At 54.7% G+C, this 18203-nt stretch carries 18 protein-coding genes, 1 tRNA gene and 1 riboswitch; of the genes, 10 read left to right on the top strand and 9 right to left on the bottom strand.

The genetic code is table 11. From position 1 onward, the window contains the following. Positions 1 to 4: 4 nt before the first annotated feature. The 6 genes from napB to napF are packed head-to-tail and all read right to left on the bottom strand — an operon-like array spanning position 5 to position 5338. Positions 5 to 457: a nitrate reductase cytochrome c-type subunit gene (napB, locus tag H0248_RS01975; protein ID WP_180784467.1), complete on the bottom strand. Its 453-nt coding sequence runs from the start codon at positions 455 to 457 to the stop codon at positions 5 to 7. Further along, entirely contained in the window at positions 454 to 1317 is an 864-nt protein-coding gene (gene napH, locus H0248_RS01970) for a quinol dehydrogenase ferredoxin subunit NapH (protein ID WP_010276509.1), read from the bottom strand. Before napH ends, napB begins: the two co-directional genes overlap by 4 nt. Continuing rightward, on the bottom strand, positions 1304 to 1996 hold the full coding sequence (gene napG / locus H0248_RS01965) for a ferredoxin-type protein NapG (protein ID WP_010276511.1): 693 nt from the start codon (positions 1994 to 1996) through the stop codon (positions 1304 to 1306). The genes napH and napG overlap by 14 nt, the downstream gene beginning before the upstream one ends. Positions 1997 to 2001: 5 nt before the next feature. Next, positions 2002 to 4488 (bottom strand): nitrate reductase catalytic subunit NapA, encoded by a 2487-nt coding sequence (napA, locus tag H0248_RS01960; protein WP_180784466.1) that lies wholly within the window; start codon positions 4486 to 4488, stop codon positions 2002 to 2004. Next, on the bottom strand, positions 4485 to 4805 hold the full coding sequence (napD, locus tag H0248_RS01955) for a chaperone NapD (RefSeq protein ID WP_180784465.1): 321 nt from the start codon (positions 4803 to 4805) through the stop codon (positions 4485 to 4487). The genes napA and napD overlap by 4 nt, the downstream gene beginning before the upstream one ends. Then, the gene (gene napF / locus H0248_RS01950; RefSeq protein WP_180784464.1) at positions 4802 to 5338 is read right to left on the bottom strand and encodes a ferredoxin-type protein NapF; all 537 of its coding nucleotides are present in this window, start codon (positions 5336 to 5338) and stop codon (positions 4802 to 4804) included. The genes napD and napF overlap by 4 nt, the downstream gene beginning before the upstream one ends. Before the next feature lie 250 nt (positions 5339 to 5588). Here napF and narQ point away from each other — a divergent pair, with 250 nt between their 5' ends. Together narQ and narP are read left to right on the top strand one after the other, a co-directional pair. After that, positions 5589 to 7307, top strand: a complete 1719-nt coding sequence (gene narQ, locus H0248_RS01945; RefSeq protein WP_180784463.1) for a nitrate/nitrite two-component system sensor histidine kinase NarQ — start codon at positions 5589 to 5591, stop codon at positions 7305 to 7307. Between the two features lie 86 nt (positions 7308 to 7393). After that, positions 7394 to 8026: a nitrate/nitrite response regulator protein NarP gene (narP, locus tag H0248_RS01940; protein ID WP_180784462.1), complete on the top strand. Its 633-nt coding sequence runs from the start codon at positions 7394 to 7396 to the stop codon at positions 8024 to 8026. A 213-nt stretch (positions 8027 to 8239) separates the two neighbouring features. On the opposite strand, the gene H0248_RS01935 is transcribed toward narP, so the two are convergent. Then, positions 8240 to 9226: a LysR family transcriptional regulator gene (locus H0248_RS01935; protein ID WP_180784486.1), complete on the bottom strand. Its 987-nt coding sequence runs from the start codon at positions 9224 to 9226 to the stop codon at positions 8240 to 8242. A 248-nt stretch (positions 9227 to 9474) separates the two neighbouring features. Between H0248_RS01935 and H0248_RS01930 the strand changes: the two genes are divergently transcribed. Beyond that, entirely contained in the window at positions 9475 to 10134 is a 660-nt protein-coding gene (locus H0248_RS01930; protein WP_180784461.1) for a LysE family translocator, read from the top strand. Positions 10135 to 10493: 359 nt separating this feature from the next. Here the strand turns inward: H0248_RS01930 and H0248_RS01925 are convergent. Continuing rightward, positions 10494 to 10570: transfer RNA gene (locus H0248_RS01925), tRNA-Val, on the bottom strand. A 510-nt stretch (positions 10571 to 11080) separates the two neighbouring features. Between H0248_RS01925 and katG the strand changes: the two genes are divergently transcribed. Then, positions 11081 to 13255, top strand: coding sequence for a catalase/peroxidase HPI (katG, locus tag H0248_RS01920; RefSeq protein ID WP_180784485.1), 2175 nt, complete (start codon positions 11081 to 11083; stop codon positions 13253 to 13255). 70 nt (positions 13256 to 13325) lie between these two features. Here katG and H0248_RS01915 read toward each other — a convergent pair whose 3' ends face one another. Next, on the bottom strand, positions 13326 to 13589 hold the full coding sequence (locus H0248_RS01915; RefSeq protein WP_180784460.1) for a DUF3861 domain-containing protein: 264 nt from the start codon (positions 13587 to 13589) through the stop codon (positions 13326 to 13328). A 185-nt stretch (positions 13590 to 13774) separates the two neighbouring features. After that, a riboswitch (guanidine-I (ykkC/yxkD leader) is annotated at positions 13775 to 13876 on the top strand. 59 nt (positions 13877 to 13935) lie between these two features. On the opposite strand from H0248_RS01915, the gene H0248_RS01910 reads away from it, so the two are divergent. The 6 genes from H0248_RS01910 to H0248_RS01885 are packed head-to-tail and all read left to right on the top strand — an operon-like array spanning position 13936 to position 18155. Further along, entirely contained in the window at positions 13936 to 14994 is a 1059-nt protein-coding gene (locus H0248_RS01910; RefSeq protein WP_180784459.1) for a putative urea ABC transporter substrate-binding protein, read from the top strand. 22 nt (positions 14995 to 15016) lie between these two features. Beyond that, positions 15017 to 15832 (top strand): ABC transporter permease, encoded by an 816-nt coding sequence (locus tag H0248_RS01905; protein ID WP_039503326.1) that lies wholly within the window; start codon positions 15017 to 15019, stop codon positions 15830 to 15832. Further along, complete coding sequence (locus H0248_RS01900; protein WP_180784458.1) at positions 15829 to 16620, top strand: ABC transporter ATP-binding protein; 792 nt, start codon at positions 15829 to 15831, stop codon at positions 16618 to 16620. The genes H0248_RS01905 and H0248_RS01900 overlap by 4 nt, the downstream gene beginning before the upstream one ends. A gap of 13 nt (positions 16621 to 16633) precedes the next feature. Next, positions 16634 to 17380: an urea amidolyase associated protein UAAP1 gene (locus H0248_RS01895; protein ID WP_180784457.1), complete on the top strand. Its 747-nt coding sequence runs from the start codon at positions 16634 to 16636 to the stop codon at positions 17378 to 17380. Between the two features lie 11 nt (positions 17381 to 17391). Then, the gene (locus H0248_RS01890; RefSeq protein WP_039467800.1) at positions 17392 to 18027 is read left to right on the top strand and encodes an urea amidolyase associated protein UAAP2; all 636 of its coding nucleotides are present in this window, start codon (positions 17392 to 17394) and stop codon (positions 18025 to 18027) included. After that, the gene (locus H0248_RS01885) at positions 18018 to 18155 is read left to right on the top strand and encodes a hypothetical protein (protein ID WP_180784456.1); all 138 of its coding nucleotides are present in this window, start codon (positions 18018 to 18020) and stop codon (positions 18153 to 18155) included. The genes H0248_RS01890 and H0248_RS01885 overlap by 10 nt, the downstream gene beginning before the upstream one ends. Positions 18156 to 18203: the final 48 nt, after the last annotated feature.

Here is an 18203-nt window from a genome sequence, read left to right as displayed (position 1 = left end):
AACCTCACTGACCAAAGCCTTTAGAAGGGGTGAACGTGTTACCAGTAATTGGCGAACTGTCCGCTTGCGGCACGTGGCATTGCAGGCAGAAATGGCGCGCAGGGGCGACATTGCTCAGCACTTTGCCGTCTCTGTCGACAAAATGAGTTGGGCTGACGCGCGGGGCGCTGGTGGAACGATAGCTCTCCACGCCGTGACACTGTAGGCAACGGTTAAAGGTCGGGGTGACCTGATAGCCATCCACGCTATGCGGGATCATCGGTGGCTGGTTGACATAGTTGAGCGCCATACGCTCCTGCTGCTTCGGCATCCGGCTATTTCCCGGCTGTGTCGCGGCGACTTCTGGCGATTGGCTTAAATCGACCTGTGCAGTAGCGATTGCACTACCTACTATTGTACTGCCCATTATCGCCAGGGCGGTGATCCAGCGAAACCATCCCATTCTCAGGCTTTTCATGACTTTGCTCCCGATTTCCATCTAAGGGTTATTTTAAAAACGTCTTCAGCGCAGACATCAATACAGCGTCCGCATGTTATGCAGTCTCGGTCAGTAACCTGTGCCGGACTGTGTTTATCAAGCAAGGGGGCGCGCAGCACCTGTGGCTCTGGACAGACATGAAAGCAGTCCATACAACGCGTACAGCGTTCACGCTCAGTGGCATCCACAGCCAGCGCGCCTTTACCGCCAAGCGCACCATACAGCGCGCCGGTTGGACAAAGGTGTCCGCACCAGCCGTGTTCCACGACCCACAAATCAAACAGAAATAGCGCCAGCAGCAGCCAGATACCTGCACCAAACCCGAAAATCAGCCCGCGACCCATCAGTGAAACCGGGTTGACCCATTCCCACAGCAGCCCGCCCGTCAGCGCACTTCCTGCCAGAATGAGGATCAGCAGCAGATAGCGCAGATTGCGGGGGATCGTCGCCGAGGCAGTGATGCCGAAACGACGACGTAGCCAGGCGGCTAAATCGGTGAGCGGATTAACCGGGCAGACCCAGCTACAGAACAGGCGCTTGCCTGCCAGCGCATAGCTCAGCGCGATAATCAGCGCACCGACCAGCGCGAGCGTGGCGGGCAGATGACCGCTAGCCAGACTTTGCAGCACCATCAGCGGATCGCTGAGCGGCACGGTGTCGAGCAAGCGGCTGGCGCTGTAGTTGCCGTGCAGGATCCAAAATCCGAAGAGCGGACCGCTGAGGAACATGAGCAGCACCAGAGACTGGGTCAGACGGCGTAAGACCAGCCAGCGGTGACTACGCCACCAGCCTTTTTTCGCCCGGGCTTCTCGTCCGGCGTCCTGCTTACGATTTGCCATCGCGTGCCTCCAGCCAACTGAAACGGTAGTGATGTCCGAGTTCGCCTTTTGCCAGTGCGCGCGGTAAGACCTTGATCGCCGGCTGTTCCAGCACGCAGGCTTTTTCACACTTGCCGCAGCCAGTACAGACATCGCTATGCACGGTAGGCAGAAAACGGGCATGTTTCCCGGTGCGGGTATTGCGCTCTGGCTCCAGTGTGATGGCGCTATCGATGAGAGGACAGACGCGATAGCAGACATCGCAACGCAGCCCCTGATAGTTCAGGCAGTTTTCCTGATCGAGCAGCACTGCTAATCCCATGCGGGCGTCATCAATAGCGTCCAACGGCTGTAAGGCTCCGCTGGGGCAGGCGACCACGCAGGGAATGTCCTCACACATCTCGCACGGGATATCGCGCGCGACAAAGTAAGGGCTACCGGCTGCGGAACCGGAAACCAGCGTTGCCAACTTCAGCGTGTCGTACGGACAGGCCTGAACACATTGGCCACAGCGTATGCAGGCACCGGAAAACGCCGCCTCAGACAGCGCACCCGGTGGCCGCAGCCGGAGTTCGTCGGCCTGAGCGCGCCGCTGCTGAATGCCGAGAACCGTCACCGCCGCTGATAAGCCAGCAACGGCGCGGACGGCGTCACGCAGAAAGCGACGGCGAGCGGGTGATGAATTCTCCGGGCGTGCCATGCGCGTTACACCTTAGCCAGCTTGACGGCACATTTCTTAAAGTCCGTTTCTTTCGACAGCGGATCGGTCGCATCGAGCGTCAGGACGTTAGTCATCTGCGCAGCATCGAAGAACGGCATATACACCAGCCCACGCGGTGGCTTATTGCGGCCACGTGTCTCAACAATCGAGACGATTTCACCACGGCGCGAGATAATGCGGACTTTCTCACCACGACGCAGATCGCGCGCTTTGGCATCCTGCGGGTGCATAAACAGCACGGCTTCGGGGAAGGCGCGGTGCAGTTCCGGTACGCGACGCGTCATGCTGCCGGTGTGCCAGTGCTCCAGAACACGACCGGTGGAGAGCCAGAGATCGTACTCGTCATCCGGCGCTTCGGCGGCAGGCTCGTACGGCAGTGCGAAAATCACTGCCTTGCCATCCGGTTTACCGTAAAAACGGTAGGCTTCTCCCGCTTTGACGTAAGGATCGTGCCCTTCGCTGTAGCGCCACTGCGTTTCTTTACCGTTAACCACCGGCCAGCGTAGCCCACGAGCCTTGTGGTAGTCATCGAACGGTGCTAGGTCGTGACCGTGCCCACGGCCAAACGCGGCATATTCTTCAAATAGGCCTTTTTGCAGGTAAAAACCGAACTCGCGAGATTCGTCGTTCAGCTGATTTTCCGCTAATTCACTGAGCGGGAAGCGCGTGGTGACATCGTTCGCAAACAGCACGTCGTAGAGCGTTTTGCCACGGTAGGCGGGTTTCTGCGCCAGAAGTTCTTCCGGCCATACTTCCTCGATGGTGAAGCGCTTGGCAAAGCTCACCACCTGCCACAGATCCGATTTTGATTCGCCCGGTGCTTTAACCTGCTGGCGCCAGAACTGCGTCCGGCGCTCGGCGTTGCCGTAGGCACCTTCTTTTTCTACCCACATCGCGGTAGGCAAAATCAGGTCAGCGGACAATGCGCTGATCGTCGGGTAGGGGTCGGATACGACGATGAAGTTACGCGGATCGCGCCAGCCCGGCATACGCTCCTGATTGATGTTCGGGCCGGCCTGCATGTTGTTGTTACACATAACCCAATAGGCATTCAGCGTGCCGTCTTTCAGCGCCCGATCTTGTGCGACGGCGTGCAGGCCGATCTTTTCAGGAATTGTGCCTGTCGGTAGCTGCCACAGTTTTTCCGCAATCGCGCGGTGTTTCTCGTTAGTGACGACCATGTCTGCAGGCAGACGGTGGGCGAACGTGCCGACCTCACGCGCGGTGCCGCAGGCAGACGGTTGACCGGTTAATGAGAACGGCCCGCAGCCCGGCTGAGAGATCTTGCCCGTCAGCAGGTGGATGTTATAAACCAGATTGTTCGCCCAGACGCCGCGTGTATGTTGGTTAAAGCCCATCGTCCAGTAGGAGATCACTTTCTTCTTTGGATCGGCGTAGAGTTTTGCCAGCGCTTCTAACTGATCGGCGGGAACGCCGCTGATCGCGACCGTTTTTTCCAGCGTATAGTCGGCGACAAAGGCTTTGTATTCTTCAAAACTCATCGGCTCAGACGCATCGGAACCCGGATTTTTCGCCGCTTTTTCCAGCGGGTGCGTCGGACGCAGCCCGTAGCCAATATCGGTCACGCCTCGGCGCAGGTTCACGTGGCGGGTAAAGAAGGCCTCGTTCACCGCATTGTTTTGGATAATGTAGTTGGCGATGTAATTGAGAATGGCCAGATCGGTTTGTGGCGTAAACACCATGCCGTTATCCGCCAGCTCAAAACTGCGGTGCTGATAGGTGGACAGCACGGCGACCGTAACATTGCTGTTCGACAGGCGGCGGTCGGTGATGCGTGACCAGAGAATCGGGTGCATCTCCGCCATGTTGGAGCCCCACAGCACAAACGCATCGGTCTGCTCAATGTCGTCGTAGCAACCCATCGGCTCATCCATACCAAAGGTACGCATAAAGCCGACGACCGCTGATGCCATACAGTGGCGCGCGTTGGGGTCAATGTTGTTGGAACGGAAGCCCGCTTTGAACAGTTTGGCGGCCGCATAGCCTTCCCAAATGGTTGATTGTCCAGAGCCAAACATTCCTATCGCGTTCGGGCCTTTTTCCTTCAGTGCGGTTTTGAATTTCTCCGCCATGATGTCAAACGCCTGATCCCAGGAGATCGGAGTAAATTCGCCTTCTTTATCGAATTTTCCGTCACGCATACGCAGTAAAGGCTGGGTCACGCGATCCTGCCCGTACATGATTTTTGGCAGGAAATAGCCCTTGATGCAGTTTAATCCGCGATTAACTGGCGCTTCGGGATCGCCCTGACTGGCGACGATGCGGCCATTTTGTGTTCCCACCAGCACACCGCACCCTACGCCACAGAAGCGGCAAGGCGCTTTATCCCAGTGGATAGCATCGGACTGTTCGGTCACGGCACGAACTGCGGTGGGTATGGTGATGCCTGCGACCGCGGCTGCCGCTGCAACCGCGTTCGCCTTCATAAAGTGTCGTCGACTGAGTTTCATGGTATTTCCTCACCCTGAGCTTGTTGATCAAGAGGTTGTTCATCGAAAGCAAAAGATTGTTCATCACAAGACGGTTCATCAAGCTGGTGATAAACCAGCGAAACCGCCAGTACGCCTGTAAGCTCGCGTATTGACGCTATTTGTTTTAACAGCGTGTCTTCTGAATCTGACTCCAGCACCACGACCATCTTTCCGGTATCGCTATCGCTGGCACCCACTTCTACATTGGGCTGCGTCGCTAACGCCTCGCCAACGGCTGCCATCTGCGCCGTGTTGACGTGAACCACTACACTGCAAACATGCCAGACTGTGCTCATCGGTTTTCCTGTTGCGTCGGCAGACGCGCTGGCGCGGTGTGATATCCCGCGGTGATTTTTTTCATCGACATGGCACCGACAGGGCACCCGGAAATGCATGCACCACAGGTAGTACAGGCGTCGTCATCGATGGACGGTGCGGCAACGCGCCCAATAGTGGGGCGGAATCGTATCGCGCCTGTTTCACAGGCATCCTGACAGCTGCGGCATTCCACCTGATGTAGCGATAAACAGACATCCTGAATCGTCAGGAGGTATTCCCACGGCGTGGTGTGACTCTCCGCGAACAGCGCTTGTGGACAGGCACGTGCGCAGTCGTAGCAGAACGTGCATTCGCCGCGCTGAAAATCGATGGTGGGAAAACCGCCCGAACCACGCTGGATAATCCCCGATCCGCAGGCATCTACGCAGACGTGGCAGCGTGTGCACTGGCTCAGGAACTGGCTTTCTGCACCGCTCCACGGCGGACGTAACGCGTTGTCTGCCCGCTGTAGGCCACCAGTCAGTAGGGAACGCCGGGAAAGGTTAGTCATGGCAGTTTTTCGCTCTGGCACGTAATGAAATATCCAATAAAAAACACGCTGTTTTTGTAGGGGTTACACTATTCCTCTTAGGCTGTATGCGATAATCACCCTTTAGAGGTAAATGGTGGTGCCGGATCAAGCTTGTGTGGGATTCGCGTCTCATTGGCTTGCGGGAGCCTGTGGGGATCGTGATAGTACGCTGAAATGCTGAGCTACTTATTTAGAGTAGGTATGACGTTAAAGAGGATTATTCGTTGTGATGGTTAAACGTCCTGTTTCTACCAGCCTAGCTCGCGCGTTTTTCTATATCGCGCTGCTTTCATTTCTGACGACGGGCATTGCGCTACTGACGTTAGCCAGCGGTTTACGCGATGCAGAAGCGATCAACGTTGCCGGTTCCATGCGCATGCAAAGCTATCGCATGGGGTATGACCTACAGGGCGATCGTGCAGAATTAGCATCGCATCGCCGCCTCTATGCGCAAACGCTGAATTCCCCGGTTTTTCACCTGTTGGATCGCTGGTATGTGCCGCGCGATGTGCGCGATCGTTATGCGGCGCTATTGCAGAGCTGGAAAACAATGGATGAGCGTCTGAACGCGGGGGATCGCGTGTGGTATCAGGACAATATTGTCGGCTACGTCACGCAGATCGATCGCTTTGTACTGGCGTTGCAGCATTATTCCGAACGCAAGATGATGATAGTCGTTGTGACATCAATAATTGGCTCGATCACTATCTATATACTGATCTTCTTTACGCTGCGCCGCATTCGCCGCCAGGTGGTGGTGCCGTTGAATAAGCTGATGGCGGCCTGTACGTCCATTGAGAAGGGGCGTTTTACCCATTCGCGGCTGGACGTCAATCTGCCTAACGAATTGGGATTACTGGCGCAAACCTTCAGTAGCATGACGGACGAACTGCAAAAGCTCTATCGTTCTCTGGAAGACAAAGTCCGGCAGAAAACGCTGCGCTTGCAGGAAGTGAACCGCATGCTGAAGGTGCTGTACAACTGCTCTCAGGCGATGAACGTCAGTACGATCGACAGACATTGTTTTCAGCAGATTCTGCAAATTGTTCGCCGCTATGAAACGGTCGGCTGTCTGGAAATGCGGGTCGGGGAGAACTGGCGGTTATGTGAAGGTCAGCCAGATGAACAGACGGCGTGGCAGGCCTTGCCCATCTGTTTGCAAGACGTTGAGTTTGGGCAACTACGGTGGCAGGCATCAACGCAGCAGCCGTCGGCACAGTTGATGGAAAGCGTCGCGAATATGCTGGGTCGCGGCCTCTATTTCAATCAGGCACAAAAGCACTACCAGCAGTTGTTACTGATGGAAGAGCGTGCCACGATTGCGCGTGAACTGCATGATTCGCTGGCTCAGGTGCTTTCTTATCTGAATATCCAGATGACGTTATTAAAACGTGCGGTAGCGGAAGAAAATGCGCAGGCCCGGCAGATCATCACTGATTTCGAGCAGGCGATCAGCGATGCGTATCGTCAGCTACGTGAACTGCTGGGCACATTCCGGCTGACGCTGCAACAGGCCGATTTGCCAGCGGCGATGCAGGAAATGATTGAGCCACTGCGTGCGCAGACCCCGGCGACCATTACAATTGACTGCCGAATTCCTACGCAGGCGTTGGATGCATCACAGCAGGTTCACCTGCTGCAAATCATCCGTGAAGCGGTGCTGAACGCCATTAAACATGCGCAGGCGACGGCGATTACCGTTAATTGCCGGACGCAGCCCGATGGTCGTCATTGTGTTGATATTCGTGATGACGGCTGTGGCATTATCAATCAGGAGGAACCTGCGGGACATTACGGCTTAAATATTATGCAGGAACGCGCCGAACGGTTAGGAGGAAAGCTCTCTATTGGCCTTCACCCTGAAGGGGGGACGCAGGTTAGCGTCTGTTTTTCGACGCCGACGACCGCGCGTGAACGCGATAAAACGAACAATCTCTACCCGGAATAAGTTGAGTGGGAAGCAGGCCGCTTGCAGTATGACGGGGATATATTCTAAATAAAAATAATAAGATCCATATTACATTGGGGCTGGGCATGTCAGAAAAACCATCTTATCGTGTGCTGATCGTTGACGATCATCCGCTTATGCGCCGGGGAATCCGTCAGCTACTGGCAACCGATGCCATTTTTGATGTGATCGGGGAAGCCAGTAATGGCATGGAGGCGCTGAGCCTCGCGAATCGGGATTCACCCGATATTATCTTGCTCGATCTCAACATGAAAGGATTGAGCGGGTTGGATACGCTCCACGCGCTGCGGCACGATGGGATCTGCGCCCGCGTGATTGTGTTGACGGTCTCCGATGCGCCCAGCGATATTTATGCGTTGATGGATGCGGGAGCCGATGGCTATCTGCTTAAAGACAGCGCCCCGGAACATTTGCTGGATGCTATTCGTAACGGTGATGCCTTCAGCGAACAGGTGCGGGACGTGCTGCGCCACCGTATCGCCATACAGGATACGCCGTCGCCCTTTACCGTATTGACGGAACGCGAACTGGATGTGTTGCAGGAAGTGGCCTCTGGGCTATCCAACAAGCAAATCGCGAGTGTGCTGTATATCTCAGAAGAGACGGTAAAAGTGCATATCCGCAACATGCTGCGCAAACTCAACGTACGCTCCCGCGTTGCCGCTACGGTGCTGTATCTGGAGACGCGCGGCCAGTAGTCTGCTGGCCGCTAAAACGGATGTGTGAATTGGGCTTCAGAATCATTGCCAGCCCCGCAGACTGCTATTCACGAAGGCGGGAAAAGGCTCAATATTACAGGGATCGTCAGTCGGAAATGCGCGCTGGAAACTGCTCGGTTTTCCTACTGAAAGGCGTTGGAACAATACAGGTATTGGTGTTCATAGGTTGTTTCCACGTCCGCTCAGCCGATTCTACCTTGTTGCTTCTGGCGATTCGTACGGTGGTATCTGGGGCTGTGTCGATTTGCTGGGCTGATCCAGGGTTGGCTCCTGGCCTAGGCGTTCGGCCATAAAGCTGATGAATGCACTAAGCTTTGGAGCCAGATGCCGTGTGGGGGGATAGAGCACCCAAGCCGCACCACAGTAGTTAGTCTTGAATTCCCAATCAGGAAGCACTTGCACGATCTGACCTTGTTGCAGAGCATACCGTGCAGTGAAATACGGTAAACTGCCAATTCCTAGGTGGTTTAGCACTGCATCAAGCCTCGCTCCTGTGTGATTCACGGCATAGCGTCCATGCACGTTGATACGCACAGACTTCCCATTGCGTTGGAATTTCCATCTGGAATCGCCTGGCTCTTCGCCCAAAAAGATACAGTTGTGTGTTTTTAAATCATGGGGATGGGAAGGCGTTCCGTAACGTGACAGGTACTCAGGCGTTGCACAGATCATGTGGCTGATGTCAATTAACCGCCTTCCCATCAATCCAGGAGATGGGCGATCCGTAATACGAATAGCCAAATCTACATATTCGTCGATCAAATCCACGTAGCGGTCATCTAGTTGCAGTTGCACGTTAATATTGGGATAGCGAACCAGGAAGTCTGCGATATGTGGATGGATCACGAAACGCCCTACAGCTTTCGGAACGCTAACCCGAAGCAGTCCCTGTGGCTCGGAATTGATTTGCCCAGAAATGGCCATCACCGCTTGTGCGGCGTTGACCATATCGACACAGCGTGCATGAACCTCATGCCCGTTTTCGCTTAGCCGCAATTTACGCGTCGTGCGCTGTAAGAGACGTGTGCCCAGCGCTTTTTCCAGACGAGCAACCGAACGACTGATCGCTGAGGGAGTCGCACCCAACTGGCGAGCCGTCTCGGAAAAACTGCCTGTTTCGACTACTTTGACGAAGACCGCCATTTCACCCATCAGGGTGATCATTTTATTTGTGCTCATGAGGAAAAAATTATTTGATTTTATGATGGATTGTGTCATCCAAGGCATATAAATACAATCGCGTTTTATTTAAAGGAATAACTATATGACGCGAAAATTGTATTGGAAAAGTGACATAACAGAGACAGAAGTTGAAGTTCTGGAGTGTAAGCAAGTAGCTGACGGTCGCTACGGTTTGCTCTTAGATGCCACACCTTTGTTTGTCGGCTACCGTGCTCTTGCAATGCCACTGACTTTCTGGAGCTGATATGGCATTTAACTACTTGGGGGAATTCCTTTCGCTTGCGGCTATACACTTTCTTGCTGTTGTCGCTCCAGGCCCTGATTTCGCTGTGACAATCCGTCAGAGCATACGTTATGGCCATAAAGCTGGAATAGGGACCGCAATAGGTATCGGTGCGGGTATCTCGGTACATGTCATCTATACCTTGTTGGGGATGGGGGCATTGATGCATGCCACACCTTGGCTGCTGCTTACAGCTGAGTTAGTTGGTGCAAGCTATTTATTTTACCTCGGTATGGCTTTCATCAGGCAGGCAGGCCAACAAACGCAAGAACCGTCTCCAGATACTGAAACTGGAACCAAGAGTTTTCGTGAGTCTTTTGTGTTGGGGTTCCTGACAAATGCCACCAATCCAAAAGCAACCTTGTTTTTTCTGGCCGTATTTACCACGGTGGTCAGTGCATCTACGCCCTTGAGTATTCAGGTGCTTTATGGCGGCTGGATGTGCCTTGTTAATGCAAGTTGGTTTGTACTGGTTAGCTTGATATTCGCCAATGAGACGATGCGCCAGAGATTTTGGCGTATCGGACATTGGTTTGAACGTTTCGTGGGGATATTGCTTCTCGGATTTTCGATACGTCTTTATTGGGTGGCATTTAGTGAGGTTATGGGGGTAATTAGTTAAAAACGTAATCACACGTCTTGATTGTCGTTATAAAATCAAAGGGCAATACGATGGCCAGTGCTTAAACCACTTCAGTTGAACATGCTGCTTTTTGAACTGCACCCCAAAAGTTGAAAACTCAACTGATTAAGGTGCATTTTTTATGAATAGCCCTTTGACGCTCCTGATTAGACACAGGGCTACATTTGGGTTCTCAATTGTATCGGTTAGCCGAAATAATCTTAACCTGAATCAATCAGTAGGGAGAATAGGTGAAAATATTGAATTTATTTTTATGATTTTACAAGATACGAGTAGGGAGAATTTCAATTCACATTCATTAACCTACGGGCGTAGGATAATATTTACAGAACATGAATTGGTACGACCGAGTGGACTCGAACCACCGACCCCCACCATGTCAAGGTGGTGCTCTAACCAACTGAGCTACGGTCGTACAGTAGATAACATCTTAATCAGTAACGTTTTGATTAGAATGCTTTTCTTCATTCCAGTGTTTGGAATGGGCGCTATTATGGACGGCTCTGGCGCTGGTGGCAAGCGCTTTATTTATCATGTCCTTTCAAGTGTCGAATGTTTAGCCGGATTTGCGTCCTTACTCAGTTCATACTCCGTTCGCCATCGCTGTAGTTTTTAAGGTAGCAAAAGAATCCGCGGCTTCTTGAAAGAGGCCGTGATGACAAGCGGACTCATTATCACAAGCGGTTCTATCGGCGAGATTATTGATGCAGATAGTAAAAATGTGCGATTGAACCGCTTTTCATCAGGTTAAGCTATCGCAGAAGTTAGCATATACAATTATAAATTATAGGGAGACTCTGGCACTGTCTTGCATCAAGAAGAAGGAATTGGTGAAGCGCTCTGTTGCCATAAGGCAAGGCTATCGGAGAACGACCCCACCTTCTTGCGCAGCGATTAAGGCAATGCAACATACTGGGAGATAATGATGGACGAGAATAAAACGAAACCAGCCGGCAAGTGTCCGGTTATGCACGGCGGAAACACTTCTACTGGCTCGTCAAACACGGACTGGTGGCCAAATGCCCTCAATCTCGACATTCTTCATCAGCACGATACCAAGACCAATCCGTTAGGCAGCGATTTCAGCTACCGTGAAGCCCTTAAAACCCTCGATGTCGATGCCCTCAAAAAAGACCTGCATGCACTGATGACCGACAGCCAGGAATGGTGGCCAGCGGACTGGGGTCACTACGGCGGCCTGATGATTCGTATGGCCTGGCACTCGGCAGGCTCCTACCGCACAACCGATGGTCGCGGCGGCGGTGGAACGGGTAACCAGCGCTTCGCACCGCTCAATTCCTGGCCGGATAACGTCAGCCTCGATAAAGCACGCCGTTTACTGTGGCCCATCAAAAGAAAATACGGCAATAAACTCAGTTGGGCGGACCTGATTATTCTGGCGGGTAATATCGCGTATGAATCCATGGGGCTGAAAACATTTGGCTTCGCCTTTGGTCGTGAAGACATCTGGCACCCGGAAAAAGACACCTACTGGGGCTCGGAAAAAGAGTGGCTGGCGAAGAGCACCGGGCGCTATGGCAGCGACGATCGTACCTCGCTGGAAAACCCGCTGGCGGCGGTACAAATGGGGCTGATTTACGTTAACCCAGAAGGCGTTGACGGCAAGTCTGATCCACTGCGTACCGCACAAGACATGCGCGTTACGTTTTCCCGTATGGCGATGAATGATGAAGAAACCGTCGCCCTGACAGCGGGCGGACACACGGTGGGTAAAACCCACGGTAATGGTGATGCCAGCCTGCTGGGCGCGGCACCAGAAAGTGCCGATGTTGAAGAGCAAGGTCTCGGTTGGCATAACCCGACCGGATCGGGCAAAGGGCGCTATACCGTCACCAGCGGGCTGGAAGGAGCCTGGACAACGCATCCGACGAAATGGGATAACGGCTTCTTCCACATGCTGTTGAATCACGAATGGGAACTGAGAAAGAGCCCGGCTGGTGCATCGCAGTGGGAGCCCGTCAGTATTAAAGAAGAAGACAAACCGGTTGACGTTGAAGACCCGTCTATTCGCTACAACCCAATGATGACCGATGCCGACATGGCGCTGAAAGTTGACCCGGAATATCGCAAGATTTCCGAGCGTTTCTATCAGGATCAGGCGTACTTCTCCGAAGTCTTTGCTCGGGCGTGGTTCAAACTGACGCACCGCGATATGGGGCCGAAAGCGCGCTACGTGGGTCCAGATGTGCCGCAGGAAGACTTGCTGTGGCAGGATCCGGTTCCGGCGGGGCGTACCGACTATGATGTTGATGTTGTCAAAGCACGCATTGCAGAAAGTAGCCTTTCCATCAGTGAACTGGTTGCAACCGCCTGGGACAGCGCCCGTACGTTCCGTGGTTCCGATATGCGTGGTGGTGCCAACGGCGCGCGTATTCGCCTCGCCCCGCAGAAAGACTGGGTAGGTAACGAGCCTGAGCGTCTGGCGCGTGTGTTAGTCGTGCTGGAAAGCATTGCCGCTGCAACGGGGGCCAGCGTGGCTGATACCATCGTGCTGGCGGGTAATGTGGGGATTGAGAAAGCGGCGAAAGCGGCTGGCGTACAGGTGACTGTGCCGTTTGCTCCGGGACGTGGCGACACCACCGATGCCTTGACCGACGCTGAATCTTTTGACGTCCTTGAACCTATCCACGATGGCTACCGTAACTGGCTGAAGAAAGACTATGCCGTGAGCGTGGAAGAGCTGATGCTCGATCGCACCCAACTGATGGGGCTGACGGCGAAAGAGATGACGGTGCTGGTTGGCGGCCTGCGTGTGCTGGGGACCAACTACGGTGGCACCAAACACGGCGTATTTACGAATCGTGAAGGCGCACTGACGAATGATTTCTTCGTCAACCTGACCGACATGAAATACACGTGGAAGCCATACCGTAAAGACCTGTATGAAATCCGCGACCGTAAAACGGGCGAAGTCAAATGGACAGCGACGCGCCTGGATCTGGTCTTTGGCTCCAATTCCATTCTGCGCGCCTACGCCGAGGTTTACGCACAGGACGACAGCAAAGAGAAGTTTGTGAATGACTTTGTTGCTGCCTGGGTGAAAGTGATGAATGCGGATCGCTTCGATCTGGCAGAGTAAGACGTCACGCTCCCCGCGCTGGTGTTTTCACGGCGCGGGGAGCATCATTTTTGCTGCGCGATCTTCTCTATCACTGCTTCTTGAGATTAAGCATGAATTCTCTGAACGGGGCGGCGAATTCCTTAAACAGCGGGTGCTTTCTATTCTGCATCATCACTTCACTAAATAGCTTCAAACCCACAATAAAGGCCTGAGTCTGTTCCGGCGTCATGTCCATCTTGCCATCGACTTTTTCCAGAATCTTGAACACATCATCGTGAATTGAGCATTCAAACGACAGCGTGCGCTGCTGGAAAAAATAGCGGCCAGCCGTTCTGCTCGCTAAGCCTTGCATTCGTACCGCCTCGTTGCACTGCCGTGAGGCGTACTCGCTGTGCTACTGCACCGGGATAGCGCGATAGCGGCGAGCTTCCCCGCATAATTCTCCCTATAAACGACAGCCGGACTGGTACTTTCTGTGCTGGCACGCCTTTTGCTTTTCTCTATTCGGGACAGCACCACGCATGGCGCTGAACAACCTGAATAGCTGGCTAGGGTTCCGATCCATATCTTATGGATGTCTGGTCCGAGAGCTGGCGACCTCCAGTTGAGGTTACACGGCGGGACAAAAGCCCGGGAGACAGCAACACCCATGGTGTCGCGCTGTTCCCGCTTTTTTCCTACTCAACCGGAGGTCTGGCATGAACCTATCTCGTTTACTGGGCGTTTGCGTCCTCAGTCTCTCAGCGCTGCTGAGTTTCCCTTCTCAGGCTGCGCCTAAAACGCAATTCAACGTATGCTGGACGATCTATGCCGGATGGATGCCGTGGGGCTTCATCGGCACGCAGGGTATTATCGATAAATGGGCCGACAAGTACGGCATCAAGATTAAGGTCACCCAACTTAACGACTACGTCGAATCGATCAACCAATACACCGCTGGGCAGTTTGACGGTTGCACGATGACCAACATGGATGCCCTGACGATTCCGGCGGCGGGCGGTGTGGATACCACGGCGCTGCTGCTCGGCAGTTTCTCCGCAGGCAACGATGGCATCGTGCTCAAAGGCAAAGGAAAAACGCTGAGCGATTTGCGCGGGATGAAGGTTAACCTGCCTGAACTCTCTGTCTCCCATTACCTGCTGGTACGCGGTCTGGAGACGGCCGGATTGCGGGAGCGGGATGTCACCGTTGTTAACACGTCGGATGCCGATATTGTCGCCGCCTTTGCCACCCGCAGCGTGCAGGCCGCTGTCGCCTGGAACCCCCAGCTCTCTGCCATCAAAAGCCAGCCGGACACCACGGAAGTCTTCCAGTCCGGTCAGATTCCCGGCGAACTGATCGACATGATGGTCGTGAACACGCAAACGCTACAGGACAATCCGGCGTTGGGCAAAGCGCTGGCTGGTGCCTGGTTTGAAATGATGGCGCTGATGAAAGCGGGCGACAAACCGGCGCTGGAGTCCATGGCGGCCGCCTCTGGCACCGATTTGGCCGGCTATCAGGCGCAGTTAAAAACTACCCATCTGTTTTATTCCGCACAGGACAATCTGGCGTTTCTGACCAGCCCGGATCTCCCTAACACCATGAAGCGAGTGGCTGATTTCTCCTTCGATAAAGGGCTGCTCGGCACTGGCGCACAGAGCGCGGATTTTATCGGTATGACGTTCCCCGGACAGGTAACACAGGGTGACAGCGCCAATGTGAAACTGCGCTTTGACGACACCTTCGTGCGTCTGGCCGCAGAGAACAAACTCTGACCCGCAAACTGGAGAGACTATCGTGCGCTTGATCAATCGCTACCCCAGTCGGGGCGGACGGCTGTTGCTGGTCCTGCTGCCGTTTGTTGTGCTGCTGGTGCTGTACCTCATCGGGTCGGCGCTGCGGTTGGAGGCTAACCCCAATGACAAACTCTTGCCGAGTCTTGGGCAAATGGCCGAGGCGATTCAGCGCATGGCATTCACCGAGGATAAACGCAGCGGTGATTACCTGTTCTGGCTGGATACGCAGGCCAGTCTGGTGCGTCTCGCGCTGGGGCTGGGGATCGCCAGCCTGTTGAGCCTGCTGTTCGGGATTGCGGCTGGGGCTTTTCCGCTGTTTCGCGCGTCGCTCTCGCCGCTGATGACGGTGCTGTCGATGATCCCGCCGCTGGCGATTTTGCCCATTCTCTTCATCGTCTTTGGGCTGGATGAACTCTCGAAAGTGATGCTGATCGTGATTGGCGTTACGCCGATGCTGGCGCGCGATCTCGAACAGCGCGCCCGCAACATACCGCAGGAAATGCTGATTAAAGCCCAGACATTGGGAGCGAACAGCTGGGTCGTGGTGCTGCGTGTCATCCTGCCACAGCTGCTGTCGCGACTGCTGATTTCACTACGGCTGCTGCTGGGCGCGGCGTGGCTATTCCTGATTTCTGCCGAAGCAATTTCGGCAACGGCAGGGCTCGGTTACCGCATCTTTCTGGTACGCCGCTATCTGGCGATGGATGTGATTCTGCCTTACGTCGTGTGGATCACGCTGCTGGCATGGCTCATGGATATGGCGCTGCGCTGGCTGCATCGCCGCGTGTTCCCGTGGTCAGAGGAAAGCAAAGCATGAGTTTTATTGAGATCGATAACATCTGGCAGGAATACGGCGACCACGTTGTGCTGGAACGGCTCAACCTGAACGTTGAGGAAGGGGAATTCTGCACGATGGTCGGGGCATCCGGCTGCGGTAAATCTACCTTTCTGCGTCTGCTGCTGGGGCAGGAAACGCCTAGCCGTGGCGAAGTGCGGCTCGAAGGGAAGCGGCTGCCCGCCGAACCGGATGCCAGCCGCGGCGTGGTGTTTCAACGCTATTCGGTTTTCCCACATTTAACCGTGCTGGAAAACGTGGTGATTGGGCTGGAGATACCGCGTTCCCCTTGGCTCGGCAGGCTGTTTGGGCAGCGCAAGCAGGTGGCGCGAGACGATGCCGCGCGGATGCTGGCGCGCGTCGGGCTGGGACACGCCATGCACAAATACCCTAACCAGCTTTCCGGCGGCATGCAGCAGCGGCTCGCTATTGCTCAGGCATTTATTGTCCAGCCACGCATCCTGCTGCTCGATGAACCGTTCGGGGCGCTGGATCCCGGTATTCGCGGCGATATGCACACGCTGCTGCTGGAGCTGTGGCGGGAAACCCGCTTAACGGTCTTTATGGTCACCCACGATTTGCCAGAAGGTTTCCACCTTGGCACGCGCTTGCTGGTGTTCGACAAAGTGCGCATCGACCCGCATGCGCCGGAAGCCTATGGCGCACGCATTACCTATGACATCCCGCTTAATCAGGAGCGTCTTGCCACACGCCAGCGTGCGCTTACGCTGGTGCCTCCTGTAGTCAGCGTGGCGACATCCCCTATTTAAGGAGCTTTCGGTTATGACAGCGATACAGACATCGACAAACACATCGACAGGCCGAACGACGTTTGATGAAGAAATAGTGCCGGGCGGAGGGCATACCTCTTTCATCCTCAAGCGTGGACAGATTCTGCGTATCGAAGATGTGGAAGGCGGCGGCAATGTGGGCCTGCTGCTGTTCAACGTCCACCAGACCAGCGAACGCCTGAACCTGCCGGATACCCTGAAAGGGCAACATACCGCCAGGCTGACGGTCGGGCACTGTCTCTATTCCGATATGGGACGCGTGCTGGCGGCGATTGTTGCCGACACGTGCGGCTGGCACGACAGCTTTGGTGGCGTGCTCAATGCACAGGAAGTGCAGGAGAAATATGGGCAGGGGCGCTATCAGGAATTGCGCAACGGCTTTTTCCGCAACGGCATGGATAACCTGTTGGTCGAAATGGGGAAATGGAACCTCAATCTGCAAGATCTGCTGATGACGATCAACCTGTTCAGCAAAGTCACCGTGGATGCGCAAGGTCAGTTTCACTTTCACGCCAATCATTCTCAGGCGGGAGACTATATCGAGCTGTATGCGCCGATGGATACGCTGGTGGTGCTGACCGCCTTGCAACACCCGATGGATCCTAACCCGACGTATGCGCCGCGCCCGATTGCACTCACCTGGAGCCGGGCGGAAGGCGAGGATGTCGCCGCGTACTGCCGTGCGTTTCGTGAGGAAAATGCACGCGCGTTTCACAATACCGAACGCTTTTGCCTGTAAGGAGGCCGGACATGACGTTAATTGCCAGTAATAAAACGGCCGAGGACGCGGTATTCCGCCATGTGATCCCTGCCGGAGAACCCTATCTGTTTGAGGTCAAGCAGGGGCAGACGCTGCGACTGCTGGATCTGGAAGGCAATCAGGCGGTGGATACGTTGTTCTATCGCGTCGATGACCCACGTGAACGCTACGATCCGCAACGTACGCTGCGTCGCCAAAATAGCGTCTACCTGACGACGGGCAGCGTGTTGTATTCCAACCTTGGTAATCCGTTGCTGACGATAGTCGCCGACACCTGCGGTCGCCATGACACGCTGGGAGGCGCCTGTGCGCAGGAGAGCAATACCGTACGTTATGCGCTTGACCGACGCTACATGCATAGCTGCCGCGATAACTTTCTCTGTGCCTGTCTGCACGATGGCCGCCTGAACAAAAAGGACATCGGCGCGAACATCAACTTCTTCATGAACGTGCCGGTGACGGCGGAAGGCGGACTGACCTTTGAAGACGGTATTTCCGCACCGGGTAAATATGTGGAGCTGCGTGCTGAAACGGACGTCATCGTGCTGATTTCCAACTGTCCGCAGTTGAATAACCCGTGCAACGGTTGGAACCCAACGCCAGCGGAGGTGCTGATATGGAACTGATGCCGCTGGATTGTGAAAAAGGCACGCGCTGGCAGCGGGTGAAAACGTGGCTGGTGAGCGTACTGGAGGCTCGGGCAAACCGCTATTATCTGCCGTCGACGAGTCGTTCTCAGCATGACAAAGCCTGATGATTTCGGTGTGGGGGCATGCCTCTACATCCTTTGACCGTTACCGCG

Source organism: Pectobacterium brasiliense, from assembly GCF_013449685.1.
GTDB lineage: Bacteria > Pseudomonadota > Gammaproteobacteria > Enterobacterales > Enterobacteriaceae > Pectobacterium > Pectobacterium brasiliense_A.
The sequence above is the reverse complement of the archived record's forward strand: the minus strand, read 5'-3'. Positions and strand labels throughout refer to the sequence as shown.